The organism is Allobosea sp. TBD101 (genome assembly GCF_059817965.1).
The window spans coordinates 1731331-1756325 of sequence record NZ_CM187543.1 but is presented as its reverse complement, the minus strand read 5'-3'; the positions used below and the strand labels follow the sequence as shown (position 1 = coordinate 1756325).

The following is a 24995-nucleotide window of genomic DNA, read 5'->3' as shown; positions in this document are numbered from 1 at the left end:
CACAACTCAACAGAGCTACTGAGGGCAGCATAGGCGGGCGGCTTTAAGAATTGGCTAAAACGATCGCCTCGGATGTCCACGACTGATTCGCTCACGCTCAATCGCTGCGGACCACGCTCTTCACCTTGTCGATCGGGACGCTGATGCCGCCGATCTTGAGAACCGGGATCGACGAGGTGAAATCGACCCCGTCGACCACGCCGCTGATCTGCGTCTTCGCCGTGATGACATCCCCCGCCACGCTCTTGGCGTCGATCGTGATGGTGTACTCGCCCTCCGCCGCCTTCGTGCCGGTCGACGTGGTGCCGTCCCAGCTATAGGTCTGGTCGCCGGCGGTCAGCGCCCTGGTCTGCGTTTGGACGACGTTGCCCTTGGCATCCTTGATCGTGATCGTCGCCGAGCCCGCGGCGGGCATGTTGACCTTCCACTCGGCCTTGCCGCCGGTCAACCGTGCCGTGGCGCCGTCGGCGGTGATCGTGGAACCGATGAAGCCGACTGCGTTCGTCGCCGTCCCGGCGGCGCTGAGGCTGAGCAGGGAGCTGAGCGTCTCGTTGGTCCTGAGCTGCTGCTCGACGCCGGCGAACTGCACGAGCTGCTGGGTGAACTGGTTGGTGTCGAGCGGGTCCAGCGGCGACTGGTTCTTGAGCTGCGTCGTCAGCAGCGTCAGGAACTGGTCGAAATTATTGGCGATCCCGCTCTTGGTGCCGGTCACGGCACTGTTGCTGGTACCCGATGTGCCGTTCGTTCCCGAAACCGCCATGGTGCTGATCCTCGTTCAGATGCTGAGATCGACGCCGCCGAGCCGGATGAGACGGCGCTGCGGGGCGGGGTCGATGGAAAGGGGGGCGTCGTCGGCCAGATCGCTGCCGTCAGGCTGGCGCGAGCGCTGCGGCGCCTCGTCCTGCTGGCGGTTCTGGCGGAAGGCCGACTGGTCGGACGGATCGCGCAAGGTGATGTCGACGCCGCCATCGGACGGCTTGAGTCCAGCCTGCTCGAAGGCGCGCTCCAGCGTGCGCGCATCGCGCTGCAGGAGATGCAGGGTCTCGACCCGGTCGACGACCAGCCTGGCGCTGACCTCGCCCTTGTCGGAGATCGACAGGCTGACGTCGACGCGGCCGAGTTCGTCGGGATCGAGCCGGATATCGAACTGCCGCGAGCCGGACATCGCACGCAGGCCGATCTCGATCGGCACGACATGGATCGGCGTCGGCTGGCCGCTCGCCGTGCCCTGCCCCGGCGCGCCGGAAGCCGCATTCGGATCGAACGGCTGGATCAGGCGCTCATGCCCGGCCTTTCCGGGCGTCTGCTGCAGCAGGGTCGAGAGATCGAACGGCGTTGCCGGCTGCTGCTGGAGGGCGTCGAGCGCCTTGCCCTCGGCGGGAGCCGGAGCGGCGCCGGCTGCCGCCGGTTGGTCGGCCTTGGCGAGGATATCCGCAAACTCCGGCGCGCCCCGGCCCGCCGTTCCGACGGCATGCACGGCGCCGGACGCAGCCTTGCCTTCCGTCGCTCCGGCGATCCCCGCCTGAGCGACGTCCGGCGTCGCCATCGCGACGAGCGGCAGCCCGCCGGTTGCGGCTGCGAGGGCCGGCTTCACGACGTCCTTCTTCCCTCCGCCCTCGGCCGTCATCGCTTCCGCAACATCACCCGCAGCCGCATCGACCGCAAGCAGCGGCCCCTGCGGCAGAACCATCGGCGACAGGGTCATGACCGGAACAGGCACCGGCGCGGCCGCCTGGCTTTCGGCCATCGGAACCGCAGCCGCCACCCCGGCCTCGCCTTCACCTTCGACGGCGGCCTTGCCGTCCTTCTTCGCCGCGCCCTCGTCGACTTCGCCCGGCTTCGTCGCCGGCTCCTCTCCGACAGTCTCGGTCTGGGTGCCCGTCTGGGCCGCGGCCATCGCGATCAGGAACGCGATCCCGCTCGCCTCAACCTTCGCCGTCTGCGGCTCGGGCTTGTTGGCCGGAGCCGACGCCACAACCGGCTCGGCAGCCGCCAGAGACTTGTCCACTTGCGCACTCACCTTGGCGGGGTCGACAGCCTGCACGGCGGCAGCGGCTTCCTTGGCGGCTACGGCCTCTCCCGAGGCAGCCATCTTCCCGGTTGCACCGGCCTTGGCCTGCCCGGCAGCATCCGGCCCCGCCTCGGGCAGCGCGAAGACCTCGCCACCCTCGCGCGGCTCGGTTTGACCGGCGCGCGACCGGGCAACCGGCGCTTCCGCAAGAGGCTGGCTGGTGAACGCAGACTGGATCGACATGAACGGTTCCGTGACGCAAGCAACGACGCGCCCGGTCCTGTCCAGCAAGTTGCAAGCCAGAAACACCCCTTGCTGAATCAAGGCCTTAGCACCACCTCATCTTAAGAGCGGGCAATATGAGCCCGGTTCCACGCGCCCAGGCCGGCAGGATTTGCCGATCCTGCTGGCGGCCTCGGAGCAAAGCCGGTATAGAGCCGGCAGACGCGCCGAAGCCGCCTTTCGAGCACCGAACCAGCGACGACACAGCCGAGAATGACCGCGCCCTTCCGCAATTCCCTCGACATCGCCAAGCCGCCCGCGGCGACACGCGTCGTCGCGGCGATGTCCGGCGGCGTCGATTCCTCGGTGGTTGCGGCCCTGCTCAAGCGCGAGGGCTACGATGTCGTCGGCGTCACGCTCCAGCTCTACGATCATGGCGCTGCCGTCCATCGCACAGGGGCCTGCTGCGCCGGGCAGGACATCCACGACGCCCGCCGCGTCGCCGAGACGATCGGCATTCCCCATTACGTGCTCGATTACGAAAGCCGCTTCCGCGATGCCGTGATCGAGCGCTTCGCCGAGAGCTATCTCGCGGGCGAGACGCCGATCCCCTGCGTCGAGTGCAACCGGACCGTGAAGTTCCGCGACCTGCTCGATCTCGCCAGGGAGCTCGGCGCCGACGCCCTCGCCACCGGCCACTATGTGCTCAGCCGCGATCTCGGCAACGGCCATCGCGGCCTGTTCCGCGCGGCGGATGCCAGCCGCGACCAGAGCTATTTCCTCTACGCGACGACGCAGGAGCAGCTCGACCTGCTGCGCTTCCCGCTTGGCCATATCGACAAGGCGCAGACCCGCGCGCTGGCGGCCGAGCTCGGCCTCGCCATCGCCGACAAGCCGGACAGCCAGGACATCTGCTTCGTGCCGAACGGCCGCTATGCCGATGTCATCGAGCGGCTGAAGCCCGGTGCGGCCCGCCCCGGCGACATCGTCCATCTCGATGGCCGCGTGCTCGGCCATCATGACGGCGTGCTCCATTACACCGTCGGCCAGCGCAAGGGCCTCGGCATCAGTTCAAGCGAACCCCTCTATGTGCTGCGCCTGGATGCCGACGACGCCCGCGTCATCGTCGGCCCGCGCGAGGCGTTGAGCGTGCGCGAGATCCGCCTGCGCGACCTCAACTGGCTCGGCGAGATGCCGCTCGATGTGCTGCCACCGGAAGGGCTCGATGTCGCCGTGCGCGTCCGCTCGACCCGCGCGCCGCGCGAGGCCCGGCTCTTCCGCGACGAAGACGGCCTGCGCATCGAGCTCGCCAGCGACGAGGAAGGCGTTTCGCCCGGCCAGGCCTGCGTGATCTACGCCGATGCCGGCCCCGGTGCCCGCGTCCTCGGCGGCGGCACCATCCTGCGGCGCCCGCTCGCCCTGCCGGCCGCGTCCGCGCCGGCCGCCCTCGCCCTGTCCTGACCCGTTCAGGCTCAAGCCCTTCCGCGCGGATTCCAGACCATGCCGGTGACCTACGATCTCGACGGCCAGAAGCGCGTCTACGCGACCTGGGCGAAATTCTACGACCGGATCTACCAGCACATGCTGGCCCGCCCGCAGCGCGAGGCGGTGGAAGCGGCCTGCGCCTGCGGGCCTGATATCCTCGAGATCGGCGTCGGCACCGGGCTCACCCTGCCCTATTTCACGCCGGACTCGCGCGTGCTCGGCGCCGACCTCTCGCTCGACATGCTCAAGGTCGCCCACCGCAAGGTCGAGAGCCAGAAGCTCGACCATGTCCGCGGGCTGATGGTGATGGATGCCTGCCGGCTCGGCTTCGGCAATGAGCGCTTCGACGCCGTCACGGCGCAGTTCGTGATCACGCTCGTTCCGAATCCGGAGCAGGCGCTGGCGGAGATGGACCGTGTCCTGAAGCCCGGCGGCGAGATCATCATCTCCAGCCGCCTCGTTGACGATGGCGGCCTGCTGGCACCGTTCTGGAGCGCAGTCGCCCCCTTGTCGAAGGCCATCGGCTGGAGCTCCGACTTCAAGGTCAGCCGGCTGACCGACTGGGCGAAGGCGACCGGCCGCTACGAGACGGTCCATGTCGGGCGCGGCTATTTCAAGGTCGTCCGGCTGCGCAAGCACGCTTCTGCCGATAACCCGCAATCCAAGGCTTGACGCAGCCCCGCCGCGCCGCCTATATCGCGCCTCGAAGACGAGCCGGCTCTGCCGGCCTCGGCCCTGTGGCGGGGTAGCTCAGCTGGTTAGAGCAGCGGAATCATAATCCGCGTGTCGGGGGTTCAAGTCCCTCTCCCGCTACCACCTTACCCCCCCAAGCTTTGCGCGTGGGGAAGTGGTCGCCACCGATCATCTTCGTCAGGTGGCCCTCTATCGAGATCTCTGGATTTGTGCCGGCCGGCGCCGGGTGAACCGTCACTGTCGCGATCAGGTCGCGCAGGGCGGTTTTTGATTCCGCGCCGAATGCCTCGCCGGCCTTCACCGTTTGCGCGAGGATCTCGATTGCGGCCAGATAGTGGTTCACGGCGGCCGGGTGCAGCGTGACCAGTTTTGGCGGCTGCTCCAGTCCCGCGAGCTCGTCCTGCAGGCGCTTCTTCTCAGCGCGCAGCCTCGGCAGCTCACGTGCCGATTCCTCCTCGTCGATGATGCCGTCGATATAGCCCCGGTAGGCACGGTCATAGATGCGCTCGGCGGCGGCGAGGCGCTTCTCGGCCTGGGCGCGCTGGTTGACGACGTCGGCGGCCAGCCGCAGGCGCTCGTCGTTATAGGTCTTCACATAGAGAGCGATGGCCTCGCGCTGGCCGAGCTGCGCCTGCAGGCCGTCGACGACCGCAGCCTCGATATCCTCAAGGTAATAGGCCCGGCCATCCGAGCAGGTCCGCGCCTCCAGCGCCTGCGTGCAGCGGATGCGGGTGCGGTCGCCGCGGCGATCCTTCACGGACATGCCGGCCCCGCAGGCGCCGCAGCGCAGGAGGCCGGAGAGCAGATGCTTCGGCCGCGCCCGATCGCGCGGGTTCTGTTCGACCCGCTCGCCGCGTCGCTGCTGCACGGCTTCGTAGGTCTCGCGATCGACGATCGCCAGTTCCGGCGCATCCTGCTCCTGCCATTCGGACTCGCCGTTGACGCGCGAGATCCGTTTGCCGGTGCCGGGGTCTTTCACCATCCGCACGCGATTCCAGACACGCTTGCCGGCATAAATCGGATTGAGCAGCAGGCCATGGCCGCGCTTGCGGTTGCCGTTGATCGTGACAGCGGCCCAGAACGTGCCGCGCGGCGGCGGCACGCCTTCCGTATTGAGGCGCCCGGCGATCGAGCGGGGCGATTCGCCTGCGAGATACTCCGCGAAGATCCGGCGCACGATCTCCGCTTCTTCCGGCACGATCTCCAGCTTGCCCGGCTGCCCTGGGACCGGCCGATAGCCATAGGCCCGCCCGCCGGCGCTGCGCCCGTCCCTGACAACGCCTGAGAGGCCGCGCCGCACCTTCTGCGCCAATCCCTTCAGGAAGAGCGCGGACATCGTGCCCTTGAGGCCAATATGCATCTCGCTGATCTCGCCATCCGCCACGGTGACGAGCTTCACGCCGGCGAACTGTGCGGTCTCATAGAGCCGGGCGATATCGGCAAGGTTGCGCGAGAGGCGGTCGAGATCCTCGGTCAGGATGGCGTCGAACTGGCCGGCGAGCGCGAGGCCGATCAGGCGCTGATAATCCGGACGGCCATGGATCGAGGCGCCGGAGGCGGCGCGATCGGCGAAGACGTCGGTGACGGTGAGGCCGAGGCGATCAGCATGCGAGCGGCACAGCGCGACCTGGTCCTCGACCGAGCGGTCACTCTGCAGGTCGGTTGAGAATCGAGCGTAGATCGCCGCGCGCATGCGTCTGTGCCTTCAATGGTGCGGCCTGCCCGGTCGCGGCGGCATGATCACGGCGCGCCGCCTCGCGCGCAAGCGCCTCGATCAACCGGACGAGGCCGGGATCGAGTGTGCTTCCGGTGCTGGCGGCTGCGCGGGCCATCAGTCGACGGCCTCGCAGGTCGGCCGGTTTGCCAATTCGAGCAGCACGTCGGCATGGCAAGGCGTGCCGAGCTTGCACCAGCAAGCGAGATTCTTGCCGCGGATGGCTGGAAGGCCTTCGGTGCGCAGCCATTCCGGCCATCCAAAATGCAGGCTGTTCGGGTGTCCCCCCGGCGCGAACTGCAGCTTGCCCGGCCCCATCTCAAACGACTGCGTTCCGCCCTGGCAATAGCGCCTGAAGGCCTCGACGGCTTTCTCGACATCTTCATGCACGAACGGGTTGCCGTAGAGGCCCGGCCGCGTGACCTTCACCGCCGGCAGGCCGTTGGTTGCCTGCGACAGGGCCTGCAGGTTGAAACCAGCGGTGCGGGAGAGCTGAAGGCGGACGGGTTTCATCATCACCGCACCTCCGGCATGGCGTTGTGCTCGATGCCGTCGAGGAGGCGGCCGGCGTCTGCTTTCCTGCCTCGGCCCATGATGTGGAAGCGATCGCCGTGAAAGCCGCGCCCGCCGGCGTTGTTCAGCCAGGCGATATCTGGCCGGTCATCCGAATAGCGGAACCTGTAGTCCAGCCTCCAATCCGGATCATCCTTGTCCCGATCGACAAGCGGGGACCAATTGCCCCACTGCTTGAAAAAGAACGCCGAGCCGGCGGCGGCGCACTGGTCGCGGATCTGGCGCGGCCAGTCCGGATGCATCGGCCTGGCGCCCGGCCCGCTCTCGCCGCCGACGATGATCCAGTCGAGCTTGGGATCGGGATTGCCGAAAACACCGTCGACGGCACCCTCGCCGTCGAACGCGAGGCCGCTGAGTGCATCGAAGCGAAGACGAACGCCATCGCGCTCGCCGTCGTCGATGGCCTCAAAATCAATCGGACCAAGCAGCGGCTCGGCGCTGACAAAGCGAACAGCCGCCGGCGTCGCGAGCAATTCGGGAATGCGCTCGTCGGCCCGCCTCTGATCCTCTGCGCTGACGCCAAGCCAGACATTCGGCAGCGGCCACGGCACCGAGCAATAAAGCGAGTAGAGATTGCCGTAGCGCTTCAGCTCTTCGAAGAGCTTGTTCTCGCCGTCGATGTCGCCGGCGGCGGCGAGGTGCACTCGCTCAAGCGGGAGCCGGCCGAGCATGGGAATGCTCGTGGTTGGCGACATGTGCTTGCGCATGCGCACGCCGCGCTTCGTCAGGATCTGGAACGTGTGCTGCGGGCACAGCGCCATGATGGCGATGACGAGGTCGATCCATTCCTCGGGCGTATCCTCGTGGAAAAGGTCGCCCATGCTGTTGACGAAATAGGTGGTCGGCTTCCGCCGGCGCAGCGGCTCCGTGAGGATGCGAATCGGCGCCAGCGTCAGCTGGCCGGTCCAGACGGCCTTGCCGTTGACGCGGCGCGTCATCGCCTCGGCTGGCATCCCAGCCCACTTCCGGCCGCCATAGACGTGCCGGAAACGCTCGGCGATGGCCATGGCGTAACAGTTCGTGCAGCCCGGCGAGACGATCGAGCAGCCGACGACGGGATTCCAGCTGCGCTCGGTCCATTCGATCGAGGTCTCAGCCATGGCTCGCCTCCGCATGGAAATCCGGCCCTTTGACATGACCGATGATGAGAGGGGGAAGCTCGGCGCCGCGGCGCAGCGCCGGCCAGTTCGGCCCCTGGTCGCGTTCGAAGCCGAGGCCGTGCCAGACGCCTTCCTTCGTGCTCCAGCGCAGCAGCCACATGGCGCCGGTCGCGTCATAGCCGAGGAACTGGCCGGGGCTCTTCGCCTCCGGCAGGCCGGGCGTCATCTCGATGCGGATCGGCGACGTCATTGCTTGCGACCTCCCACGACGACGGTCTGGGCAAAGCCGCCGATACGAGCCTGTGCGATGGCCTGCGGGAGCGCAGCGTCGAACTCGCGGCGCATCGCCTTACGGTGGCGCGGCTCGGCCACGCTGGCGAGCATGCTGCCGACGACGCCTGCCAGTCCGCCGGCGAGAGCGTTGAGGATGGGCGGATTGCCAGCGGCGCGAAGCTCTGCACCCGTGCGATCAATCGTCGCCTGGATTGCCTCCGCGAATATCTGGGCCTGCCGGCGCTCTTCGGTCTTCCATGCGTCGCTCATGGGGTTTCCCCCACGGTCTGCAGGTAGAGTTCGAGAATGGCCTCCTCTTCCTTGCGCTCGTCGAGATCGCGGCGGCGCAGCGCCACGACCTTGCGGAGGATCTTGACGTCGTAGCCGTTGCCCTTGGCCTCGGCGTAGACTTCCTTGATATCGTCCGCGATCGTCTTCTTCTCCTCCTCCAAGCGCTCGATGCGCTCGACGATGGATTTCAGCTGATCGCCCTGGACCGGATCGTCCATGTCGCCTCCGGAATTGCTGGGGTAGCTCATGAGGCGGTCTCCGCCGCCAAGCGCCGCTGAATGCGGAGGTGTTCGACCTGCCGCAGCTTGCGCGTCCCGATCGCGACAAGGACTTCGTCGCCTGATGCGATATTCGCCCGCGCCTCGAACTCGACCGGGCCGAATTTGTCGGTAAGAACGGCGCCGGCCTCGATCGCCTTGGCCTTCATGGCGAGCGCGATATCGAAGTGAACCCACGACGCATCCCGGTGCTTGCCGAAGCTCAGCGTCGGGTGGCCCTGAATCCACTTGCGCGCGACGCCGATGCGATCGGCCATGGCGAGCAGCTCGTCGAGCGTGTCGGCCCACATGTGGCACATGACCATGCGGCCGAACGGGTGCCGGACGTCGTCGACATAGACGGTCATCGGCTGGCCCGCTTGAGTTCTGGCGGCGGGCGATCGCCGCGCTCCAGCAGAACGCCAGACAGTGGGGCCAGATAGCCCGGCCCATAGGCTGCCCGCGCATAGTCTGCGATGACCGAAACGCCGACGCAGCAGGCTTCATCCAGCTCCATGCCGGATTTGACGGCTTTGTGGATCGCGTCCGAAATGCCTTGTGCCAGCCGCCGCGGGAGTTCGCCGCTCAACGTGGTTTTCTTCATTGCCGTGCCTCCGCAATCTCGGCGCCGAGGCGCTCGCAGGCATGGGCGACGAGCGCGCGCAGATCGACGCGGCGCTGATTGAGGTTTTCGCGAGCGCGCTCGCGCTCGTGCAGGCGTTTCTCGGCCTGGGCGATCCTGGCCTCGGCCTCCGCGAGCGTGCGGCGGATTTCGAGCGCGGCGGCACTGTCCTGCAGGATCTCGGCGCGGAGCTTCTCCGCGTCAGCGTCGAGGACGGCGAGCGCGGCCTCGACCTCGCGCAGCACGACCTCCGCCGCGACGGGCGGCGGGGGCGGCGCGGCGATGCGAGCGCCGCAATTCTCGACCTCGCCTTGCGGCGTCAGCACGGCGCATTCGCGCTCGTCCATGTAGAGGCCGCGATAGGACCCGATGCGGGCCAAGCCACGCTTGACCAGCGCCTGCACCGTCTCGTCACGAACGGCGTGCTTCGGGAAGGCGCGGCAGTACCAGTTGCTGTTGCCACCGGCGCGCAGCAGCGCGCCGGTATGCATGAGGCGAAGTGCCGTGCGCTGGGCGAAAGTGATCTGGCGTGGCGCCGCCCCTTGCGCCCGGCGCTCCGGCACTGCGCTCACTGGCGCACCTTGCCGGCGTTGCGGGCGATCCTCTTCGCCGTCTCGAAATGCTCGGCGATCTCCTCCTTGGTGAACTCGAGGAGGAGGTCTTCCTCGGTCACGCCGCCGGCGGACGCCGAATGGCTGGAGAGGAAATCCGCCATGCGGGCCGGCACCGAGCGGAGCGTGGCGGCGGGACGGCGGGCGGCAACGGTCTGCGCGATCATGGGCAGGCTTCCTTCTGCTGGGTGGAAAGCGGGGACGAGCGGAAGCGGCGCCTTGCGCGGCGCGCGGAGTTCCGCAGCGTGAGGGGGTGCCCGCGCCGATTCGCAGTCGGCGCGGGCGTCAGGACCGCCACAGGCAAAGAGGGGAAACTCATGACGATCATGAAGGGAAAGGTGCTCGGCGCCCGTCCGGACGAGCACGCCATCGCAATTGAGATGCTGGTTATCGAGATTGGCCGGATGCTTGCCGATGTCGCCGGCTCAGCCGCTCGCGAGCGCCTCGATGCGCGGATGGCCCTGCGACTTGCCGGGCTCGAAATCGTCGACTTGAGCCCGATGACGCATGCCGGAATCGAGACAGTCGTCGGGCGCGTGCTCGACCAGATCAGGGAGCCGGTGACCTGACGCATCATTGCGCAAGCTCCCGGCGCAGAATGCTATCGATCCAAAGCTTGCCGAGGAGGTAGTTTGCGGCGCTGACTGTCGGCCGGCCAAGCTTCCGGCGGCGCTCGATGAAGGGGCCTATCTCGGAGAGGGCTTCTCTGCGATCGCGAGCGCTGAGCTGCGCCCAAATGAAAGCCGTGTGGATCGGCCAGTCAGTCTTGGTCGCTGGCCATGCATCGAGAAAATCCGCGAACGTCGGCGCGCCACATTCGGCCGCGAGCCGGTTGCGATAACGGGCTTCGACAACTTCGGGCTGCCCGGCTCGCTTAGCGATCTCCGGATCATGCTCCTGTGCGACGGCAAGGAGCGGTGCGAGGTCGTAGCCCGCGTCATGCAGGAGGCGGAGCGTCGCGATCGCGTCGGTGATGCTGATCCCGTCCGCCATCACGCGCCGGCCCCGAGCGCGGCCCAGACCCAGACCATCCGCAGGAAGACGGCTATGGCCGCGATCTCCGCCAGCGTCGCGAGGTTGCGACGGGCGATCAGCCGGGCAGCGTGATCGCGCGGTGTCGGCTCATGGCTGGGGAGGTAGCAGGCAGGACGAACGCACATGGCACGCCTCATCGGGTTTCGATGGGCGTGTTATGAAATGGGCATTTGCCCTTTGTCAATGGGCAATAGGCAATTGCCCATCAATTTACTGTCGGGCGCGGTCGTATGCTCGATCCATTTGATTGGATCGGATCTCCAGCAGATACCGAGCCGTCAGGGATATCTGGCAATTGTTGGAATCGACCTCGCTGTGCGGATGGATCTTGTCGCACTCGCGCTTAGCTCGTTGCTGAAACGTGGTCTCAGGCTCCGATGATCCGAGGATGATCATGGCAGCGAGAACGGCCATTACGACCCCGGCCCCGTAGAGTAAGATCCTCATGAGCCGGGCTACATCCTCGACATCTTCATGATCACCCGGCCGAGAACACGGAGGTTATCAACCGACACTCGGTCCTCCTGATGCGCCGGATTGTCGGAAATGATCCGGACCATCATGGGATCGGAGCCGCGCACCAGCTGAAGCCGCTTTACCGATACGCCGATGCCGTCGTCGATCGCGAAAATGCCATCCGGCGCTGGCACTACCGCTCCTCTGTGGATCATCACGCGATCACCGGGAAGCAATGTCGGCACCATGGAATCGCCGTCCACCGGAATGATATCGACCTCGTTTTCGCGCGCACGGAGCTCGGTGTGCAGGAATGAGACCGGCATTGTCCATGTTGCGCGCACGCCGTCTGCAGGCTGACCGTCAACCATCACCTGGTCAGCAAATCCGCCGAGGCCCATGCCGCCGCGAACATCGCGTTCGATAATCTCTCCGGGCCGCAGCTCGCGCCTGGCAGCCCTCCGTGCCGCCTCCGCCGCCTCCTGATTCTCCGGAAGCTCCTCGTCTACGGCGTCGGGATCGAAGCTATCGATCAGCGGCTTGCCGCCGCTGATCAGCCAGTTCGGCGGCTTGCCCAGTGCCTTGGCGATCTTCTGGAGGTTCTCAATCTTGCCGCCGCGACCGCGCTTAAGCGCATCGCGAATGTAGGTCTCGCCGAGACCTGCGGCCCCCGAAACCTCCTTCATATCGCGCTTCTGCAGCGTGAGTTCATCTTCCAAGCGCTTGCGCCAGCCGTTCGTCATGGTGGGAACTTGCCCACTCTCTTGCCCATCGTCGATGTGAATTTTGCCCATCATGCCCATTGACTCGGCGGGCATTTGCCCATTAACGATCATCGGCATGAGCGAGACCCAAAAATTCCTGCAGGAGATCGACGCGTTCCTGTCTGTGACAGGGATGGCGGAGACGACGTTCGGCCGAAAAGCCGTAAACGATGGAAAGCTCGTGCCTCGGCTGCGCGAAGGCGGGTCGGTGACCCTCGATAAGGCGGCTCAGGTGCGCGATTTCATCCGCGTCAGTGCTCCCTCACAAGTCGCTTCTTCCTAACGCCCGCATTCCCGGCGGGCGAGCGATATCGCCCGCCTCCTTATCAGAGGCCCCGATGCGCAAATTCGATGCGGATTTCTATCTCCTGAAGGCGGCCATGGCCGACCTGGTGGAGCGCTGCGGCGGGCAGAAGCGCGCTGCCGATATCGTCGGGCTGGCGCAGTCGACGATCTCCTATGTCTGCCAGCGCGACAACCCGGCGATGCTCTCGATCCCGGCCAAACTCGCGCTGGAGCGGGAATGCGGCGTGCCGGTCGTCACCAAAGTCGAGGCCGAATTGCAGGGGCACCGCGTCGAGCGCGAGGGCGCCCCGCCTTGCGCCGGCGCTGACGGCCCGTTCGATGCCCATGCCGCCGTCATGGTCGAGGTCGGCGATCTCTGCCGGACGTTCTCGCAAGCGGTCGGCGACGGGAAATATTCCCGCACCGACGCCCTGACGGTCGGCAAGGATCTCGCCGACCTGCGCCGCTCGATCGAGCGTTTCGAGCGCGTCAACGCCGCCACCCAAGCCGGGGGCGGCGCATGACCGGCCGCTTCCTTCACCTCCCCCCTGCCAGCGGCGGCACCGCTGGCCACCTGCCGCCGGCGCGCGCCACCTCCTGCTCGCCGGCGGCTTTTTCCGCTTCCTCCTGCCCGGCCTGCAAAGGCCGGGGCCATCGCATCACCACAGACGACGGCACGGGCCGGCTCGTCCCTGAAGGAGCGCGCCCATGACGGCCCGGCTTGGCGACTGGATGCAGACTTTCTCCGGCCGGATGTTCTGGCCGATCGATCCCCGACCGGATGAGGTCGAGATCGCCGACATCGCGCATGCGCTCTCGCTGCAGTGCCGCTATGCCGGCCATTGCCGCCGGTTCTATTCGGTGGCCGAGCATTGCGTGCTGATGGCCCGCGCCGTCGATGCGCCTTACAAGCTCTGGGCGCTGCTCCACGACGCTTCCGAGGCCTATCTCGTCGACGTGCCGCGGCCGGTAAAGCCCTACCTGCCCGGCTACAAGGTCGCCGAAGCGGCGGTGATGTTCGCGATCTGCGCGCGCTACGGCCTGCCGGCCGAGATGCCGGCGGCAGTGCATGAGGCGGATAACCGTATCCTGCATGACGAGCTGGCGCAGGCCATGGCCAGGCCGCCCGTGCCCTGGAATCTGCCGGGAAATGCGCTCGGCGTCGCGCTGGAGTTCTGGAGCCCGACCGAGGCTGAATTCCAGTTCATCCGCCTCTTCGACGAGCTGACGGACGGCAGGTTCGCGGCCAATGCGCCCTTCCACAATACGGGACCGGAGCGCGGCGGTGCCGTCAGCAAGGCCCGCGCCGAGGCGCGCCGGCATGGCTGAGCTGATCGCCATCGCGAAGCTGCGCCGCGACGGCGGCACGCAGGCCCGCGCCATGCTCGACCCGTCCACGGTCGAAGTCTATGCCGAGGCCAAGCGCGAGGGCGCCAAGTTCCCGCCGATAGGCGTCCTCTATGACGGCACCGACTATTGGCCTTGGGACGGCTTCCACCGGATGGCCGGCTATGAAGCTGCCGGCGAAACCGAGATCGAGGCCGATATCGAGCCGGGCACGCGGCGCGAGGCCGTGTTGCGCGCCTGTGGCGCCAATGCGACGCACGGCCTGCGCCGAACCTCCGGCGACAAGCGCCGGGCCGTCATCTTGCTCCTGCGCGATCCAGAATGGTCGCAATGGAGCGACCGCGAAATCGCCCGGCGCGCCCATGTCGGTCATCCGCTCGTCGCCGAGCTGCGTCGCCTCACTGGAAGTTCTTCCAGTGAGCGCAGCTTCACGACGAAGCACGGCACCGTGGCCACCATGGACACGGCGGCGATCGGCAAGCGGGCTGCCGACATGGCGACGCTGCGCTCGGTCCCGGTCGAGGCCCTGCATCAGCTCGTCAGCGAACAGCACCGGGCGAGGCAGGACAAGAAAAAGGCGCGGCGCGAGGCGCGCGTCGTCGGCATGGCCGGCAAGATCGCGGAGGCCAATGACAAGCTGGCAGACATGGTCGCTTCGGCCAAGCGTTACGGCCTGATCATTGAAGATCCCGAATGGCAGTGGGAGTCGTGGTCGCCTGAAACCGGCATGGATCGGGCGGAAGAGAACCACTACCCGACCTCGTCGGTGGAAGAGATCTGCGCCCGGCCGATCGGCGAGCTCGCGGCGCGCGATTGCGTGCTGTTGCTTTGGGCGACACCGCCGCGCCTGCCTGCCGCCCTCAAGGTGATGGAAGCGCGCGGCTTCACCTACCGCACGCATGCGATCTGGCGGAAGTTGCTGCCCGGCGCGATGCGCGGACGGGGCTACTGGTTCCATTTCACACATGAACTGGTGCTGCTCGGCACGCGGGGCGATCCGCCATGCCCTGCGCTCGGCACGCAATGGGACAGCGTCTTTGAGGCGCCGCGCGGCGCCAACTCGGTGAAGCCGCCGACCATGCACGAATGGGCGGAGCGCTTCTTCCCCGGCGTGCCGAAGCTTGAATGCAACGCTCGCACCGCCCGGCCCGGCTGGGATGTCTGGGGCGCCGAAGCGCCGCCTCCTCTGTCTGGCTCCTCGCCCTCGCTCGTCATCGTCGACGAACTCGCCGAACTGCCCGCCCTGCCCCTGCGCGGGAGGGCGCCGCAGCCGCTCCCTTTTTCCGCTTCATCCCCTGGAGAGCCGACATGCAATTCGTGACGGTCGAGGGCCGATCCCTCAAGGCTGCCTTGCGCCCTCTGATCGACGTCGTCGAAAGGCGATCGACGATCCCGATCCTCGCTTACGTCCGGCTGGCGCTGGAGAGCGACGGCCTGCGGCTCTCCGCGACCGATCTCGATATCGAGGTCGAGACGCGCATCGACGTGATCGACGGCGACCGGGCCGGCGGCTGGAGCCTGTGCCTGCCGGCGCAGGCGCTGGCCGGCATCGCCCATGTTGCCGGCGCCATGCCGGTGCGGATCGTGCGCGGCAGCGGCGAGGAAGAGGCGAAGATAACGATCAGCCTCGGCGATGACGAGGCGGTCTATACGCTCGACGCGCTGCCGGCGGCTGATTTTCCGACCGATATCGTCAAGCGTGGCGCCCTGCTGGAGACCTTCGGCAACGGCCAGCTGGCGGCGCAGCTCGACAAGGTGCGGGCGTTCATCTCGACCGAGGAGACGCGCTATTACCTCAACGGCGTGTGCTGGCATCGCGGGCCGCTCGGCTCCCGCTTCGTCGCCACGGACGGGCATCGCCTCGGCTGCTGCCGCGTCAGCGCCGACCCGGTCGACGAGGTCGCGCGGATCATCCCGCGCAAGGCCGTGGGGCTGATCTGCAAGCATCTCGCCGGGCGCGATGTCCGGGTTAGCTCAGGCAATCAGGCGCGACAGGGGGCCACTGCCGGCGGCCTCGTTTTCGAAACGGACGGGCTCTCCATCCGCACCGAGCTGATCGACGGCACCTATCCCGAGTTCGACAAGATCGTCGCGCCCTGCGTCGAAAAGGCCGGGGCCTTCGCGATCGCGCTCAAGCGGCCGGACGTTTCGGCGGCTTTGGCGCGGCTCGGCGTGTTCGGCCGCGATATCGGCCGGGCGATCCGCTTCGACGAGCAGGACGGGCGGCTCGTCCTCGTCCGCAGCGGCGACGGGGACAGGGCGCGGGCAAAGACGGCCTCCGCCTGGCCGGAAGGCCTCGCGCCCTTCGGCCTCAACGCGGTCTATTTCGGCGACATGGTCTCCGGCTGCATGGGCGACGTCACGCTCGGCCTCTCGGCGCCCGGCGACCCGCTCCTGATCAAGGATTCCGATCCGGAGATGACCCGCATCCTCATGCCGATGCGGGTGTGATGTGACGCTCTGGTCCGATCTATCGGCCGACGAGCAGGCATGCATGCCGCTGCTGGCCAACCATCACGACGACGATTGGACGGCCTTTCCGTTCAAGTCGCTCGCGGCCCTGACGGGGCTCACGCGCGAGGCGGTTCGCTCTGCCTGCCATTCGCTGCGCGCCAAGGGGCTCGCGCGCCCCGAGAGTGGGCTCATGACCGAGGATGGCGAATTCGTCGGCAGCGGCTACACCGCCACGCCTGCCGGCTCCCGCCTGTACTGGAGCCGGCCCGATGCGTGACGGCAAATCCCTGCGCGTTCTCGTCGCGTGCGAGTTCTCCGGCATCGTGCGACGAGCCTTTGCGGCGCGCGGACATGATGCGTGGTCGTGCGACCTGCTTCCGGCCGAGGATGGCAGCAACAGGCATATCGTCGGCGATGCCCGCGCCATCCTTGGCGAGGGCTGGGATTTGCTGATGGTCGCGCATCCGCCCTGCACGCGACTGTGCAACAGCGGCGTTCGCTGGCTCTCGCGCCCGCCGAAGGGGCGGACGCTGGAGGAAATGTGGGTTGACCTGCATGACGGCGCGGCGCTGTTCAGCGCGTTCTGGAATGCGCCGATCGAGCGCGTCGCGATCGAAAACCCGGTCATGCATCGGCACGCCAAGGCGCTGATCGAGGACTATCAGGAGCCGGCGCAGAGCGTGCAGCCCTGGCAGTTCGGCCATGGCGAGGTGAAGCGCACCTGCCTGTGGCTGCGCAACCTGCCCGCGCTCAAGCCGACGAACATCGTCGAGGGGCGCGTCGCGCGGGTGCACCGCATGCCGCCCGGCCCTGACAGGTGGCGCGAGCGCTCGCGCTTCTTCCCCGGCATCGCCGAAGCCATGGCCGACCAGTGGGGCAGCGATGCTGACGAAGCGAGGGCGGCATGAAGCGCCTGGTCATTCTCGAAAGCCCGTTCGCGGGCGATGTCGACGCCAATATCGCCTATGCGCGAGCCTGCGTGCGCGACAGCCTGCAGCGCGGCGAGGCGCCGATTGCGTCGCATCTCCTCTATACCCAACCCGGCATTCTCGACGACACGATTCCGGACGAACGCCGGCAGGGCATTGACGCCGGCTTGGCGTGGCGTGCGGTGGCACAGGCGAGCGTCGTGTACGTCGATCGGGGCATCAGCTCCGGCATGCGCTACGGAATCGCGAGCGCCATGCAGGCCGGAATTCTCGTCGAGTTCCGATCGATCGAGGGGCGAGATATCGGTCAGATCATCTCCGAGGCGACGCTATGAGCCGCGTCGAGCATCTCTCCGCTTCCGTGGCGCTCTATCTCGGCGACTGCCGCGAGATCCTGCCGACGCTCGGCAAGGTCGACCACATCATCACTGATCCGCCTTACAGCGCGCGGACTCACTCGGGCCATGATGGTGGCGCTCGTCGCGGCAGCGATGGCGTTGTGCGCGAGCAGCTAGGTTATGCGGCGCTTTCGCCTGTTATGGCGAAGGTGCTGGCAGGCCATTTCGTGCGTTCCGCTCAGGGGTGGGTGGTGTGGATGACCGACCATACCTTGGCGCCCGAAATTCAGCGCGCCCTTGAGGAGCTTGGTAGGTACGTCTTCGCGCCTCTGCCGTTCTTCCATCCGGGCCGCAGTGTCCGACTTTCTGGCGATGGGCCGTGCTCTTGGACTGACTGGATCATCTGCGCTCGCACGGCCGCGCTCAAAAAATGGGGCACACTGCCCGGCGGGTACGTTGCCGGTGAAGGCTGGTCTGACAAAGAGCGCATGGGTGGCAAGCCAACCCGCCTCATGAGCCTCCTCGTGCAGCACTACAGCCGGCCGGGTGACATAGTCTGCGACCCCTTCATGGGGGGGGGGCACGACCGGCGTCGCGTGTGCCATGGAGCGCCGGGCTTTCATCGGAATCGAAATCGATACGCCGACGTTCGATCGCGCATGCCGGCGCATCGAGCAGGAGCTACGCCGGCCTCGTTTGGAATTGCCGCCGCAACCGCCGCTTCGCCAGGAGGCACTTGAGCTATGAGCGCGGCCCTGCTCGGCTTGGCGCTCAAGGCCAAGCTGCATTCCCAGACGCGGAAGATGGTGCTGATCAAGCTCGTCGACTGCTGCCATGAAGACGGCACCCGGATCTATCCGTCGCTCGCGACGATCGCCGAGGACGCGGAATGCTCCGTGCCGACCGCGCGCCGGGTGATGCAGAGCTTCGTCCGCGTCGGCCTGCTGCGCCTGGTCAAGGAAGGCGGCTCGGGCGCCAAGTCCACCAACCATTACGAGATGGATATCGACATGCTGGCGCGGCTGCGCAGGCCGGAAATGTGGCCGGCGCTGGAGGCTGCCTCGGTGCATCAGCCCCTGCCGGATTCCGACGATGATGACGACGCTCACCATGCGTCAGACGCAGGGCGCGAACGGCCTGCCGAGCCCGCAAATAAGGGTATCACGGTGGAAGGGTATCACAGTGATAGCCTTCCAAATCGGGCGGAAGGGTATCATCAGGGTGATACCCAACCCCTTAGTAATAACCCTTATCCAGAGAGAGAGGGTGCGCGAGAGCGCGAGAGCACGCCAGCGAGCGAGGGCGAGCCTGCGGGTGCCTGGTCGCTCGACACGTTCATGGCCACATGGCCAGACGTGCACCGGGACAGCCGGAAGGCCATCGAGACAGCCTGGGCCGCCCTGCCCTTCGCCATGCGGCGGCCTGCCATCGAGCAGATCAAGCCCTTCCTCGCCGACCTGTCGCGGGACGGTCATCGGAAGTATCGGCCATCGGCCGCCACCTATCTCGCTGAACGTCGCTGGACGCTGATGCCGAAGCGGGAGGCCGCCCGGCAGGCCAGCGCCTTCGTCGAGGTGAAAAGCTGGTCGAAGGAATGGTGGCTGACGCTGCATTTCCGCATCGCCGAAGGCGCCCGGCAGCGCCTGGGCTTCATGGTGCAGCAGGCCGAGGCGCATAAGCCGATCTCGGTTTCGCAAGCCGATCTTGACGCGGCGGCAAAACGGGTCGGGGAGCTGCGGGCCTTCCTCGGGCGCGGGCCGGAGATCGAGGCTTGGCGCCAGTGGCTCGCTGAGCGCGGCGCCCGCATCCCGGTGTTCGCCGAGGGCAGCAGCGCCCGCGTGTTCCTGCCGAGTGAGACGCCGCCGCGCGACCTGCGCGACGACGACAACGTGCAGTTCTGAGGGCTGACGATGGGACGCCGTCCGCCACACAATACCAAGCCGCCGAAGGCCGATTACGGCCATTTCCGCGAGTTCTCCGAGACGCGGAACCCGGCTCCGGTCGATCTTGACAGCTCGCTCGCATGGTATCTCGTCTATTGCCGTCCGCGAATGGAGGCCAAGGCTGCGAAGGGGCTTGTCGATGCAGGCTGCAAGGTCTTCTGGCCGAGCCTGCATCGGGTCATCACGCTTCGTCGCCGCAGGACCGAGCATGATGTCGCGACCTATCCGCGCTACCTGTTTGCGGCTGGGCTCCCGACGATCAAGCGCGACAGCTATCTCGTCGGCGAAGACGGGAAGACGGTGCTGACCATCAATGGGCGCCCCCTTTCCGACATTCGCGATATCGACGGCGTGCATGATGTGGTGCGCTCTGCCATGGGCTGGGCTCGCGTTCCTGGCCGGGTGATCGATATGGTCGCTGCCTATCAGAACAATGCGCTACCCGAGTTCAGGCGTATCGATCTGCGGCGGCAGCCGGGCGCGCGCGTCCGCATCAATTCCGGGCCATTCATGCAGTTCCAAGCCACGGTGGTTGAGGCTGTTGGGCTCGATGATGCCGAGGTTCTGATCGATATCTTTGGTCGCGAGACCTCTGCTCGCCTGCCTGTCGATCATCTCGACGCTGCTTAGTGATACACAGCGATCAGATATCAGTTGCGCGATCTCGATTGACTCTAGCAGGGCGAATCGGACTCCATGGCGCCACGGTTACTCTGGTAGTTTGATCGTCGCTATCGCGGCTTGTATCTCACGGAACCCGCGCCGCCTGATCAGCGACTGAGTGCGAAGCTATGTGAACCCGCCTGCGGCAGCGCTGGCGGGTTTGGCATATCTAGTCATGGGACGCCTCAAGGCCTTGCCTCCTCGGGTTGCTTCGGTGAGCGCCCGCATCGCTGTGCCGGCGAAGGTGGCTGATCCCTTCTACGAGTCGACGGCGTGGCGTGCCCTCGTCCATGCGATCAAGGTTCAGCGTGGTTACGTCTGCGAAGTGCCGACCTGCAGGAAGGACTGCAGCGGCAACCATCGCGGCCTGATCGGTGACCACATCGTCGAGCGCAGCGACGGCGGCGCCGATCTCGACCCGTCCAACATCATGTTGATGTGCACGGCCTGCCACAACCGGAAGACGGCGCGCGAGCGTGGTCGACGCGGGCAGCGGGCCGTCTGACCCGCGACCAGGGGGGTGGTCGAAGTCTGGGGCGGGTAGGAGCCCCTCACCGGCCTTGGTGTCATTCGGAGGTTTTTTTCGTCGTGGAAGATTCCTGCGCCGCCTTTGACCTGTTCGGCGACGTGATTTCGCTGAGTGCTGGCAAGCGCGGCCGGCCTCAGCACGTCCCGTCGAAGGAAAACATCAACAAAATCATGCTGTTGCTGGCGCAAGGCTGGACCAATGAGCGGATTGCTGGCGCCCTCGGCATCACGTCCCCCACGCTGCGGCGGCATTATTTTTCAGTGCTGAAGTCTCGGGACGTCGCGCGCGACCGGGTCGAGTCGATCGGCCTCCTGACGCTCTGGAACCTTGGGCGCGAGGGCAACGTCGCAGCGATGAAGGAATACTTCCGCCGCCACGACGCGAGCATCGGCGATATCTTCGACGAGAAGCTTGTTCAGGAGCGCAGCAGGCTCGGCAAGAAAGAGCAAGCGAAGCAGGAAGCCGACAATCCCCCGGACGATTGGGAGTCGGCCATTCCTCAGCCTGCAGGCCAGACTGCGCACTGATCGATGGCCGATTTCTCCTGCCCGGATTGGTTCGAGAAGCTGCAGGCTGGCCGGCCACCGCTTCCCGATCACCTGCCGCTCGACCAGCGCGAGGCCGACGCCGCAGTTACCGTATTCGGTAAGCTCCGCTTGCCAGACGTGCCTGGCCAACCGCTGCTGCGGGATGCCAGTGGCCAATGGGCGATGGATTTCGTCTCCGCCATCTTCGGTCTCGTCGAGATGAACGACGATCGAACGATCGTGGTTGGGCGCAAGGCACGGAAGTTCTTCCAACTGGTGCCGAAGAAGAACTCGAAGACGACGAACGGCGCGGCAATCATGATGACCGCCATGTTGCGGAATCGCCGGCCCAACGCTGAATTCTTGCTGGTCGGGCCGACACAGGAAACAGCCCTTCGGGCATATGATCAGGCCAGTGGCATGGTGAATGCCGACCCCTGGCTGAAGAAGCGCTTCCACACGCGCGACCACGTCAAGGTGATCGAGGATCGCAAGAACGGCGCGAAGCTGAAAGTGCTGTCGTTCGATAACAAGGTCATGACCGGGGCCAAGCCGGTCGGTGTGCTCATCGATGAGCTGCACGAGCTTGGCAAGGTCTCGTATGCGCCCAAGGTTCTGGCGCAGATCGACGGCGGCATCATCGCCAACCCCGAAGGGTTCGTGATCATCATCACGACGACCTCGGATGAGCCGCCATCGGGCGTCTTCGCCTCCGAACTGAAACACGCAAGGGCAGTCAGGGAAGGCGCGTTCGCGGGTGGCGAGACGTTGCCGATGCTCTACGAGTTTCCAGAGAAAATGCAGTCGGACAAGTCTCAGGTCTGGCAAGATCCCGAGATGTGGTCGCTAGTGCTGCCCAATCTCGGCAGGTCAATCACGATCGACCGGCTCCTGCCCAAGTTTCGGGAGGCAAAGGAGAAAGGCACCGAGGCCTTTGCCATCTGGGCCTCTCAACATCTCAACGTTCAGATCGGCATTGCGATCAATCTGGATAGTTGGGAGGGCACCAAGCATTGGCAAGGTGCCGGCCGAGAAAGCGTCACTCTCGATTACATCATCGAGAATTGCGAGGTCTGCACGGTGGGCATCGACGGCGGCGGCCTCGACGACCTGCTCGGGCTCGCGGTCCTCGGCCGCGAGAAGGTCACGAAGCGCTGGCTGCATTGGGGGCACGCCTGGGCTGACCGCGGCGTCAAGGAAATCCGCAAGGATATCGTCTCAAAGCTCGAAGACTTCGAGGCCCAAGGCGACCTGACCTTTGTCGACATCGCCGAGACCGAAGACGGCGCCAATGCCGACGTCATCGAAGTGGTCGAGGTCGTCGTTCGGTTACACCAAGCCGGACTGTTACCCGAGAAGGCCGGGATAGGCGTCGACGCCGTTGGAATCGCCGCCATTCTTGATGAACTGGAGAAGCGAGAGGTTCCAAAGGACTGCATCGCTGCAGTTCCGCAGGGATATCGCCTTTCCGGTGTGATCAAGGGTGCCGCTCGGAAGCTGAAAGATGGGACCTTGAAGCACGGTGCGCGCGGCATGATGGACTGGTGTGTTGGAAACGCGCGCTCAGAGTTGCGGGGTTCGGCCGTGCTGGTGACCAAGCAGGTGTCGGGCAAAGCGAAGATCGACCCGCTTATCGCCCTCTTCAACGCATTTGACCTTATGAGCCGCAATCCTGAAGCGGCTGGGGGGCCTTCCGTGTACGAAAACCGCGGCGTTCTGGTGCTCTGAGCGATGGCGCGCTCGTCTGTCCCCTCGATCGTCTCCGCCGACTGCCTGCCGCGGCCGGTAGTGCCGTCGACGGCACTCGTCCCGGCTTCGCCCCGCGCCATGGTCCAGCCCGCCGGCGGCGGCGCGCTGATCACGACGCAAGCCGAGCTTGAAAGCTACATGCTTTCGGGTCGCGAAACGGCCTCTGGCGCCAGTGTCTCGCCTGATGCTGCTATGCGGACATCTGTCGTCTACGGGTCGGTGCGCATCATCTCCGGTGCGGTCGCGAACACGCCGATTCAGTTGAAGCGCCGGGTCGATGCTCGCACGCGCATTGACGCCAGCGATGACCCGCTGGCGCGGATCCTATGCAAGCCTCGAAAGGGGCGCCTGACGCCGTCCGCGTTCCGGCGCATGTTGACCGCGCATCTGATCTTGCGCGGAAATGGCTATGCGCTGGTCGTTCGCACAGGGAAACGGCCGATCGACCTGATCCCCCTCCACCCTGATAGGACCGAGGTCGATCAGCTAGACGATCTCAGCCTCGTCTACACCTACACCCGCAAGAATGGCCGCAAGATCGTCATCCCCCAGGAGGACATGTTCCACCTCATCGGCTTGACCCTCGACGGCTATCGCGGTGTCACCCCGATCACCTACGCCCGTGAGGCTATCGGCGTGGCGCTGACGACGGAGCGTCACGGTGCCAGCGTCTTCCGGAACGGTGCATCGCTTGGCCTTCACTTCTCGCACCCGAATAAGATCGGGAACGAGGCCAAGGATCACCTGAAGGCCAGCCTCGACGAGTATCGCGGTGCCGAGAACGCCGGGAAGTCGATCGTAACCGAAGAGGGTATGACGATCTCGCCGATCGGCATGACGGCGGAAGATGCGCAGTACATCGAAACCCGGCAGTTCACCCGGACCGAGCTGGAGATGTTTCTCGGCGTGCCCGGCTTCATGCTCGGCGATACCGAGAAGTCGACATCGTGGGGTACCGGTCTGGAGCAACAGGGCGGATCGTTTCGCGCTTATACGCTCGAAGACTACTACACCGCCTGGGAAGAGACGATCGCCCGCGACCTGATCGCCGACGATTCCGACCTCTTCGCCCGGTTCAACCGCTCCGCCATTGTTCGCGCCGACCTCAAGGCCCGTTGGGAGGCCCATGTGAAGGGCCTGCAATGGGGTGTGTTCAGCCCGAACGAGATCCGCGCGCTCGAAGATGAGAACCCGCGCGAGGGCGGCGACATCTACTATCCGCCCCCGAACACCGCCGGGAAAACGGACCCTTCATCGGACAAGGAAGACGGCAATGAGCCTCCGAAAGCTCCCTGAAGCGCAGGCCTTCAGCCGCCCGCAGAGTTACCAGTGGGATGCTCCTTCGGACGTGCTCGCGCAGTGGTCCGAGGCGCCGCGCGCGGCCGCGAGCGAGGAGGAGAACGTGATCTCCGTGCTCGATGTCATCGGCGAGGACTGGTGGAGCGGAAACGGTGTCACGGCCAAGCGGATTTCGGCCGCCCTGCGCGCGATCGGCCAAAAGGACGTTAAAGTCCGGATCAATTCGCCGGGTGGCGACATGTTCGAGGGCATCGCGATCTACAACCTTCTTCGCGGCCACCAGGCGAAGGTGACGGTCGAGGTGATCGGCTGGGCTGCGTCGGCCGCGTCCATCATCGCTATGGCCGGCGATGAAATCCGCATGGGGCTCGGCAGCTTCATGATGGTTCACAATGCCTGGGGCGTTGTCGTCGGAAACCGCCATGATATGCGCGGCGCTGCCGAGCTTTTCGACAGCTTCGATGCGGCTCTCGCCGACATCTACGAGGCGCGCACCGGGGCGAAGCGGGCCGATATCGAGAAGCTCCTCGATGCCGAGACCTTCATGTCGGCTTCGGAGGCCGTGAAGAACGGCTTCGCCGACGTCGTTGACAAAGATCTTGTCGGCGGCTCGACCACAGAAACGCAGTCGAAGGCGTCCGCTCGAGACCGCCTCGACGTTCTTCTCGCCAAGCAGGGGGTGCCGCGTTCCGAGCGTCGCCGCCTGCTGCGCGAAGCCTCCGGCACGCGTGACGCTGCCGATCACGAGAGCATGCCCCGCGCTGTTCTCGACCTCGCTGCCGCGACGCAGCTTCTCGCAACCATGAAGGCCTGATCGGCCTCACC

The 24995-nt window shown here is 66.1% G+C and carries 35 protein-coding genes and 1 tRNA gene; 20 read left to right on the top strand and 16 right to left on the bottom strand.

Going from position 1 to position 24995, the window contains the following annotated elements; translation table 11 throughout:
- Window positions 1-97: 97 nt before the first annotated feature.
- The gene (locus AC6RIC_RS08345) at window positions 98-760 is read right to left on the bottom strand and encodes a flagellar hook assembly protein FlgD (protein ID WP_499735822.1); all 663 of its coding nucleotides are present in this window, start codon (window positions 758-760) and stop codon (window positions 98-100) included.
- 15 nt (window positions 761-775) lie between these two features.
- Complete coding sequence (locus AC6RIC_RS08340; protein ID WP_499735821.1) at window positions 776-2254, bottom strand: flagellar hook-length control protein FliK; 1479 nt, start codon at window positions 2252-2254, stop codon at window positions 776-778.
- Window positions 2255-2506: 252 nt separating this feature from the next.
- Here AC6RIC_RS08340 and mnmA point away from each other — a divergent pair, with 252 nt between their 5' ends.
- From mnmA to AC6RIC_RS08325, 3 genes are all read left to right on the top strand, one after another.
- The gene (gene mnmA / locus AC6RIC_RS08335) at window positions 2507-3694 is read left to right on the top strand and encodes a tRNA 2-thiouridine(34) synthase MnmA (protein ID WP_499735820.1); all 1188 of its coding nucleotides are present in this window, start codon (window positions 2507-2509) and stop codon (window positions 3692-3694) included.
- Between the two features lie 39 nt (window positions 3695-3733).
- On the top strand, window positions 3734-4390 hold the full coding sequence (locus AC6RIC_RS08330; RefSeq protein WP_499735819.1) for a class I SAM-dependent methyltransferase: 657 nt from the start codon (window positions 3734-3736) through the stop codon (window positions 4388-4390).
- Between the two features lie 67 nt (window positions 4391-4457).
- Window positions 4458-4534: transfer RNA gene (locus AC6RIC_RS08325), tRNA-Met, on the top strand.
- On the opposite strand, the gene AC6RIC_RS08320 is transcribed toward AC6RIC_RS08325, so the two are convergent.
- From AC6RIC_RS08320 to AC6RIC_RS08270, 11 genes are read right to left on the bottom strand one after another with little or no spacing between them, the layout of a single operon-like run.
- Window positions 4491-6104 (bottom strand): recombinase family protein, encoded by a 1614-nt coding sequence (locus AC6RIC_RS08320; protein WP_499736571.1) that lies wholly within the window; start codon window positions 6102-6104, stop codon window positions 4491-4493. The genes AC6RIC_RS08325 and AC6RIC_RS08320 overlap by 44 nt on opposite strands.
- Window positions 6058-6243, bottom strand: a complete 186-nt coding sequence (locus AC6RIC_RS08315) for a hypothetical protein (protein WP_499735818.1) — start codon at window positions 6241-6243, stop codon at window positions 6058-6060. The genes AC6RIC_RS08320 and AC6RIC_RS08315 overlap by 47 nt, the downstream gene beginning before the upstream one ends.
- Window positions 6243-6641 carry a DUF4326 domain-containing protein gene (locus AC6RIC_RS08310; RefSeq protein WP_499735817.1) on the bottom strand — a complete coding sequence of 133 codons (399 nt, stop codon included), beginning with the start codon at window positions 6639-6641 and terminating at the stop codon, window positions 6243-6245. Before AC6RIC_RS08310 ends, AC6RIC_RS08315 begins: the two co-directional genes overlap by 1 nt.
- The gene (locus AC6RIC_RS08305) at window positions 6641-7798 is read right to left on the bottom strand and encodes a phage Gp37/Gp68 family protein (protein WP_499735816.1); all 1158 of its coding nucleotides are present in this window, start codon (window positions 7796-7798) and stop codon (window positions 6641-6643) included. Before AC6RIC_RS08305 ends, AC6RIC_RS08310 begins: the two co-directional genes overlap by 1 nt.
- Window positions 7791-8048 (bottom strand): hypothetical protein, encoded by a 258-nt coding sequence (locus tag AC6RIC_RS08300; RefSeq protein ID WP_499735815.1) that lies wholly within the window; start codon window positions 8046-8048, stop codon window positions 7791-7793. Before AC6RIC_RS08300 ends, AC6RIC_RS08305 begins: the two co-directional genes overlap by 8 nt.
- Window positions 8045-8341 (bottom strand): hypothetical protein, encoded by a 297-nt coding sequence (locus AC6RIC_RS08295; protein ID WP_499735814.1) that lies wholly within the window; start codon window positions 8339-8341, stop codon window positions 8045-8047. Before AC6RIC_RS08295 ends, AC6RIC_RS08300 begins: the two co-directional genes overlap by 4 nt.
- Window positions 8338-8610, bottom strand: a complete 273-nt coding sequence (locus tag AC6RIC_RS08290; protein ID WP_499735813.1) for a DUF2312 domain-containing protein — start codon at window positions 8608-8610, stop codon at window positions 8338-8340. Before AC6RIC_RS08290 ends, AC6RIC_RS08295 begins: the two co-directional genes overlap by 4 nt.
- Complete coding sequence (locus AC6RIC_RS08285; protein ID WP_499735812.1) at window positions 8607-8987, bottom strand: DUF4031 domain-containing protein; 381 nt, start codon at window positions 8985-8987, stop codon at window positions 8607-8609. Before AC6RIC_RS08285 ends, AC6RIC_RS08290 begins: the two co-directional genes overlap by 4 nt.
- Window positions 8984-9223: a hypothetical protein gene (locus AC6RIC_RS08280; RefSeq protein ID WP_499735811.1), complete on the bottom strand. Its 240-nt coding sequence runs from the start codon at window positions 9221-9223 to the stop codon at window positions 8984-8986. The genes AC6RIC_RS08285 and AC6RIC_RS08280 overlap by 4 nt, the downstream gene beginning before the upstream one ends.
- Entirely contained in the window at window positions 9220-9813 is a 594-nt protein-coding gene (locus tag AC6RIC_RS08275) for a hypothetical protein (RefSeq protein WP_499735810.1), read from the bottom strand. Before AC6RIC_RS08275 ends, AC6RIC_RS08280 begins: the two co-directional genes overlap by 4 nt.
- Entirely contained in the window at window positions 9810-10019 is a 210-nt protein-coding gene (locus AC6RIC_RS08270; RefSeq protein WP_499735809.1) for a hypothetical protein, read from the bottom strand. The genes AC6RIC_RS08275 and AC6RIC_RS08270 overlap by 4 nt, the downstream gene beginning before the upstream one ends.
- 150 nt (window positions 10020-10169) lie before the next feature.
- On the opposite strand from AC6RIC_RS08270, the gene AC6RIC_RS08265 reads away from it, so the two are divergent.
- The gene (locus AC6RIC_RS08265) at window positions 10170-10421 is read left to right on the top strand and encodes a hypothetical protein (protein ID WP_499735808.1); all 252 of its coding nucleotides are present in this window, start codon (window positions 10170-10172) and stop codon (window positions 10419-10421) included.
- Window positions 10422-10425: 4 nt separating this feature from the next.
- Here AC6RIC_RS08265 and AC6RIC_RS08260 read toward each other — a convergent pair whose 3' ends face one another.
- The 3 genes from AC6RIC_RS08260 to AC6RIC_RS08250 form a co-directional block, all read right to left on the bottom strand.
- On the bottom strand, window positions 10426-10845 hold the full coding sequence (locus tag AC6RIC_RS08260; RefSeq protein WP_499735807.1) for a hypothetical protein: 420 nt from the start codon (window positions 10843-10845) through the stop codon (window positions 10426-10428).
- Window positions 10845-11012, bottom strand: a complete 168-nt coding sequence (locus AC6RIC_RS08255) for a hypothetical protein (RefSeq protein WP_499735806.1) — start codon at window positions 11010-11012, stop codon at window positions 10845-10847. The genes AC6RIC_RS08260 and AC6RIC_RS08255 overlap by 1 nt, the downstream gene beginning before the upstream one ends.
- Window positions 11013-11342: 330 nt before the next feature.
- On the bottom strand, window positions 11343-12185 hold the full coding sequence (locus AC6RIC_RS08250) for a LexA family transcriptional regulator (protein WP_499735805.1): 843 nt from the start codon (window positions 12183-12185) through the stop codon (window positions 11343-11345).
- Here AC6RIC_RS08250 and AC6RIC_RS08245 point away from each other — a divergent pair.
- The 16 genes from AC6RIC_RS08245 to AC6RIC_RS08170 all read left to right on the top strand — a co-directional run bounded on the left by AC6RIC_RS08245 (window position 12184) and on the right by AC6RIC_RS08170 (window position 24984).
- Window positions 12184-12390 (top strand): hypothetical protein, encoded by a 207-nt coding sequence (locus AC6RIC_RS08245; protein ID WP_499735804.1) that lies wholly within the window; start codon window positions 12184-12186, stop codon window positions 12388-12390. The genes AC6RIC_RS08250 and AC6RIC_RS08245 overlap by 2 nt on opposite strands.
- Before the next feature lie 55 nt (window positions 12391-12445).
- Window positions 12446-12916, top strand: a complete 471-nt coding sequence (locus tag AC6RIC_RS08240; protein WP_499735803.1) for a hypothetical protein — start codon at window positions 12446-12448, stop codon at window positions 12914-12916.
- A gap of 184 nt (window positions 12917-13100) precedes the next feature.
- A complete protein-coding gene (locus tag AC6RIC_RS08235) occupies window positions 13101-13721 on the top strand; it encodes a phosphohydrolase (protein WP_499735802.1) in 621 nt (206 codons plus the stop codon).
- A complete protein-coding gene (locus AC6RIC_RS08230) occupies window positions 13714-15060 on the top strand; it encodes an MT-A70 family methyltransferase (protein WP_499735801.1) in 1347 nt (448 codons plus the stop codon). The genes AC6RIC_RS08235 and AC6RIC_RS08230 overlap by 8 nt, the downstream gene beginning before the upstream one ends.
- Window positions 15048-16190 carry a DNA polymerase III subunit beta gene (locus AC6RIC_RS08225; protein ID WP_499735800.1) on the top strand — a complete coding sequence of 381 codons (1143 nt, stop codon included), beginning with the start codon at window positions 15048-15050 and terminating at the stop codon, window positions 16188-16190. Before AC6RIC_RS08230 ends, AC6RIC_RS08225 begins: the two co-directional genes overlap by 13 nt.
- A gap of 43 nt (window positions 16191-16233) precedes the next feature.
- Window positions 16234-16470 carry a hypothetical protein gene (locus tag AC6RIC_RS08220; RefSeq protein WP_499735799.1) on the top strand — a complete coding sequence of 79 codons (237 nt, stop codon included), beginning with the start codon at window positions 16234-16236 and terminating at the stop codon, window positions 16468-16470.
- Window positions 16463-17101 (top strand): hypothetical protein, encoded by a 639-nt coding sequence (locus AC6RIC_RS08215; protein ID WP_499735798.1) that lies wholly within the window; start codon window positions 16463-16465, stop codon window positions 17099-17101. The genes AC6RIC_RS08220 and AC6RIC_RS08215 overlap by 8 nt, the downstream gene beginning before the upstream one ends.
- On the top strand, window positions 17098-17457 hold the full coding sequence (locus tag AC6RIC_RS08210; RefSeq protein WP_499735797.1) for a DUF7768 domain-containing protein: 360 nt from the start codon (window positions 17098-17100) through the stop codon (window positions 17455-17457). Before AC6RIC_RS08215 ends, AC6RIC_RS08210 begins: the two co-directional genes overlap by 4 nt.
- Window positions 17454-18200 (top strand): hypothetical protein, encoded by a 747-nt coding sequence (locus AC6RIC_RS08205; RefSeq protein ID WP_499735796.1) that lies wholly within the window; start codon window positions 17454-17456, stop codon window positions 18198-18200. The genes AC6RIC_RS08210 and AC6RIC_RS08205 overlap by 4 nt, the downstream gene beginning before the upstream one ends.
- A 3-nt stretch (window positions 18201-18203) precedes the next feature.
- Window positions 18204-19361: an LvrA C-terminal domain-related protein gene (locus AC6RIC_RS08200; protein ID WP_499735795.1), complete on the top strand. Its 1158-nt coding sequence runs from the start codon at window positions 18204-18206 to the stop codon at window positions 19359-19361.
- 9 nt (window positions 19362-19370) lie between these two features.
- Window positions 19371-20033, top strand: coding sequence for a transcription termination/antitermination protein NusG (gene nusG, locus AC6RIC_RS08195; RefSeq protein WP_499735794.1), 663 nt, complete (start codon window positions 19371-19373; stop codon window positions 20031-20033).
- Window positions 20034-20280: 247 nt separating this feature from the next.
- Window positions 20281-20571, top strand: a complete 291-nt coding sequence (locus AC6RIC_RS08190) for an HNH endonuclease signature motif containing protein (protein WP_499735793.1) — start codon at window positions 20281-20283, stop codon at window positions 20569-20571.
- 83 nt (window positions 20572-20654) lie between these two features.
- On the top strand, window positions 20655-21122 hold the full coding sequence (locus tag AC6RIC_RS08185; RefSeq protein ID WP_499735792.1) for a hypothetical protein: 468 nt from the start codon (window positions 20655-20657) through the stop codon (window positions 21120-21122).
- Between the two features lie 3 nt (window positions 21123-21125).
- A complete protein-coding gene (locus tag AC6RIC_RS08180; protein WP_499735791.1) occupies window positions 21126-22850 on the top strand; it encodes a terminase large subunit domain-containing protein in 1725 nt (574 codons plus the stop codon).
- A gap of 99 nt (window positions 22851-22949) precedes the next feature.
- Window positions 22950-24167: a phage portal protein gene (locus AC6RIC_RS08175; RefSeq protein ID WP_499735790.1), complete on the top strand. Its 1218-nt coding sequence runs from the start codon at window positions 22950-22952 to the stop codon at window positions 24165-24167.
- Entirely contained in the window at window positions 24145-24984 is an 840-nt protein-coding gene (locus AC6RIC_RS08170) for a head maturation protease, ClpP-related (RefSeq protein ID WP_499735789.1), read from the top strand. The genes AC6RIC_RS08175 and AC6RIC_RS08170 overlap by 23 nt, the downstream gene beginning before the upstream one ends.
- The last annotated feature ends 11 nt before the right edge of the window (window positions 24985-24995 follow it).

What these genes read in the sequence shown, in the direction of transcription:
- AC6RIC_RS08345 (WP_499735822.1), bottom strand. Translation starts at nt 760, where the DNA reads ATGGCGGTTTCGGGAACGAACGGCACATCGGGTACCAGCAACAGTGCC.
- AC6RIC_RS08340 (WP_499735821.1), bottom strand. Translation starts at nt 2,254, where the DNA reads ATGTCGATCCAGTCTGCGTTCACCAGCCAGCCTCTTGCGGAAGCGCCG.
- mnmA (WP_499735820.1), top strand. Translation starts at nt 2,507, where the DNA reads ATGACCGCGCCCTTCCGCAATTCCCTCGACATCGCCAAGCCGCCCGCG.
- AC6RIC_RS08330 (WP_499735819.1), top strand. Translation starts at nt 3,734, where the DNA reads ATGCCGGTGACCTACGATCTCGACGGCCAGAAGCGCGTCTACGCGACC.
- AC6RIC_RS08320 (WP_499736571.1), bottom strand. Translation starts at nt 6,104, where the DNA reads ATGCGCGCGGCGATCTACGCTCGATTCTCAACCGACCTGCAGAGTGAC.
- AC6RIC_RS08315 (WP_499735818.1), bottom strand. Translation starts at nt 6,243, where the DNA reads ATGGCCCGCGCAGCCGCCAGCACCGGAAGCACACTCGATCCCGGCCTC.
- AC6RIC_RS08310 (WP_499735817.1), bottom strand. Translation starts at nt 6,641, where the DNA reads ATGATGAAACCCGTCCGCCTTCAGCTCTCCCGCACCGCTGGTTTCAAC.
- AC6RIC_RS08305 (WP_499735816.1), bottom strand. Translation starts at nt 7,798, where the DNA reads ATGGCTGAGACCTCGATCGAATGGACCGAGCGCAGCTGGAATCCCGTC.
- AC6RIC_RS08300 (WP_499735815.1), bottom strand. Translation starts at nt 8,048, where the DNA reads ATGACGTCGCCGATCCGCATCGAGATGACGCCCGGCCTGCCGGAGGCG.
- AC6RIC_RS08295 (WP_499735814.1), bottom strand. Translation starts at nt 8,341, where the DNA reads ATGAGCGACGCATGGAAGACCGAAGAGCGCCGGCAGGCCCAGATATTC.
- AC6RIC_RS08290 (WP_499735813.1), bottom strand. Translation starts at nt 8,610, where the DNA reads ATGAGCTACCCCAGCAATTCCGGAGGCGACATGGACGATCCGGTCCAG.
- AC6RIC_RS08285 (WP_499735812.1), bottom strand. Translation starts at nt 8,987, where the DNA reads ATGACCGTCTATGTCGACGACGTCCGGCACCCGTTCGGCCGCATGGTC.
- AC6RIC_RS08280 (WP_499735811.1), bottom strand. Translation starts at nt 9,223, where the DNA reads ATGAAGAAAACCACGTTGAGCGGCGAACTCCCGCGGCGGCTGGCACAA.
- AC6RIC_RS08270 (WP_499735809.1), bottom strand. Translation starts at nt 10,019, where the DNA reads ATGATCGCGCAGACCGTTGCCGCCCGCCGTCCCGCCGCCACGCTCCGC.
- AC6RIC_RS08265 (WP_499735808.1), top strand. Translation starts at nt 10,170, where the DNA reads ATGACGATCATGAAGGGAAAGGTGCTCGGCGCCCGTCCGGACGAGCAC.
- AC6RIC_RS08260 (WP_499735807.1), bottom strand. Translation starts at nt 10,845, where the DNA reads ATGGCGGACGGGATCAGCATCACCGACGCGATCGCGACGCTCCGCCTC.
- AC6RIC_RS08255 (WP_499735806.1), bottom strand. Translation starts at nt 11,012, where the DNA reads ATGTGCGTTCGTCCTGCCTGCTACCTCCCCAGCCATGAGCCGACACCG.
- AC6RIC_RS08245 (WP_499735804.1), top strand. Translation starts at nt 12,184, where the DNA reads ATGAGCGAGACCCAAAAATTCCTGCAGGAGATCGACGCGTTCCTGTCT.
- AC6RIC_RS08250 (WP_499735805.1), bottom strand. Translation starts at nt 12,185, where the DNA reads ATGCCGATGATCGTTAATGGGCAAATGCCCGCCGAGTCAATGGGCATG.
- AC6RIC_RS08240 (WP_499735803.1), top strand. Translation starts at nt 12,446, where the DNA reads ATGCGCAAATTCGATGCGGATTTCTATCTCCTGAAGGCGGCCATGGCC.
- AC6RIC_RS08235 (WP_499735802.1), top strand. Translation starts at nt 13,101, where the DNA reads ATGACGGCCCGGCTTGGCGACTGGATGCAGACTTTCTCCGGCCGGATG.
- AC6RIC_RS08230 (WP_499735801.1), top strand. Translation starts at nt 13,714, where the DNA reads ATGGCTGAGCTGATCGCCATCGCGAAGCTGCGCCGCGACGGCGGCACG.
- AC6RIC_RS08225 (WP_499735800.1), top strand. Translation starts at nt 15,048, where the DNA reads ATGCAATTCGTGACGGTCGAGGGCCGATCCCTCAAGGCTGCCTTGCGC.
- AC6RIC_RS08220 (WP_499735799.1), top strand. Translation starts at nt 16,234, where the DNA reads ATGCCGCTGCTGGCCAACCATCACGACGACGATTGGACGGCCTTTCCG.
- AC6RIC_RS08215 (WP_499735798.1), top strand. Translation starts at nt 16,463, where the DNA reads ATGCGTGACGGCAAATCCCTGCGCGTTCTCGTCGCGTGCGAGTTCTCC.
- AC6RIC_RS08210 (WP_499735797.1), top strand. Translation starts at nt 17,098, where the DNA reads ATGAAGCGCCTGGTCATTCTCGAAAGCCCGTTCGCGGGCGATGTCGAC.
- AC6RIC_RS08205 (WP_499735796.1), top strand. Translation starts at nt 17,454, where the DNA reads ATGAGCCGCGTCGAGCATCTCTCCGCTTCCGTGGCGCTCTATCTCGGC.
- AC6RIC_RS08200 (WP_499735795.1), top strand. Translation starts at nt 18,204, where the DNA reads ATGAGCGCGGCCCTGCTCGGCTTGGCGCTCAAGGCCAAGCTGCATTCC.
- nusG (WP_499735794.1), top strand. Translation starts at nt 19,371, where the DNA reads ATGGGACGCCGTCCGCCACACAATACCAAGCCGCCGAAGGCCGATTAC.
- AC6RIC_RS08180 (WP_499735791.1), top strand. Translation starts at nt 21,126, where the DNA reads ATGGCCGATTTCTCCTGCCCGGATTGGTTCGAGAAGCTGCAGGCTGGC.
- AC6RIC_RS08175 (WP_499735790.1), top strand. Translation starts at nt 22,950, where the DNA reads ATGGTCCAGCCCGCCGGCGGCGGCGCGCTGATCACGACGCAAGCCGAG.
- AC6RIC_RS08170 (WP_499735789.1), top strand. Translation starts at nt 24,145, where the DNA reads ATGAGCCTCCGAAAGCTCCCTGAAGCGCAGGCCTTCAGCCGCCCGCAG.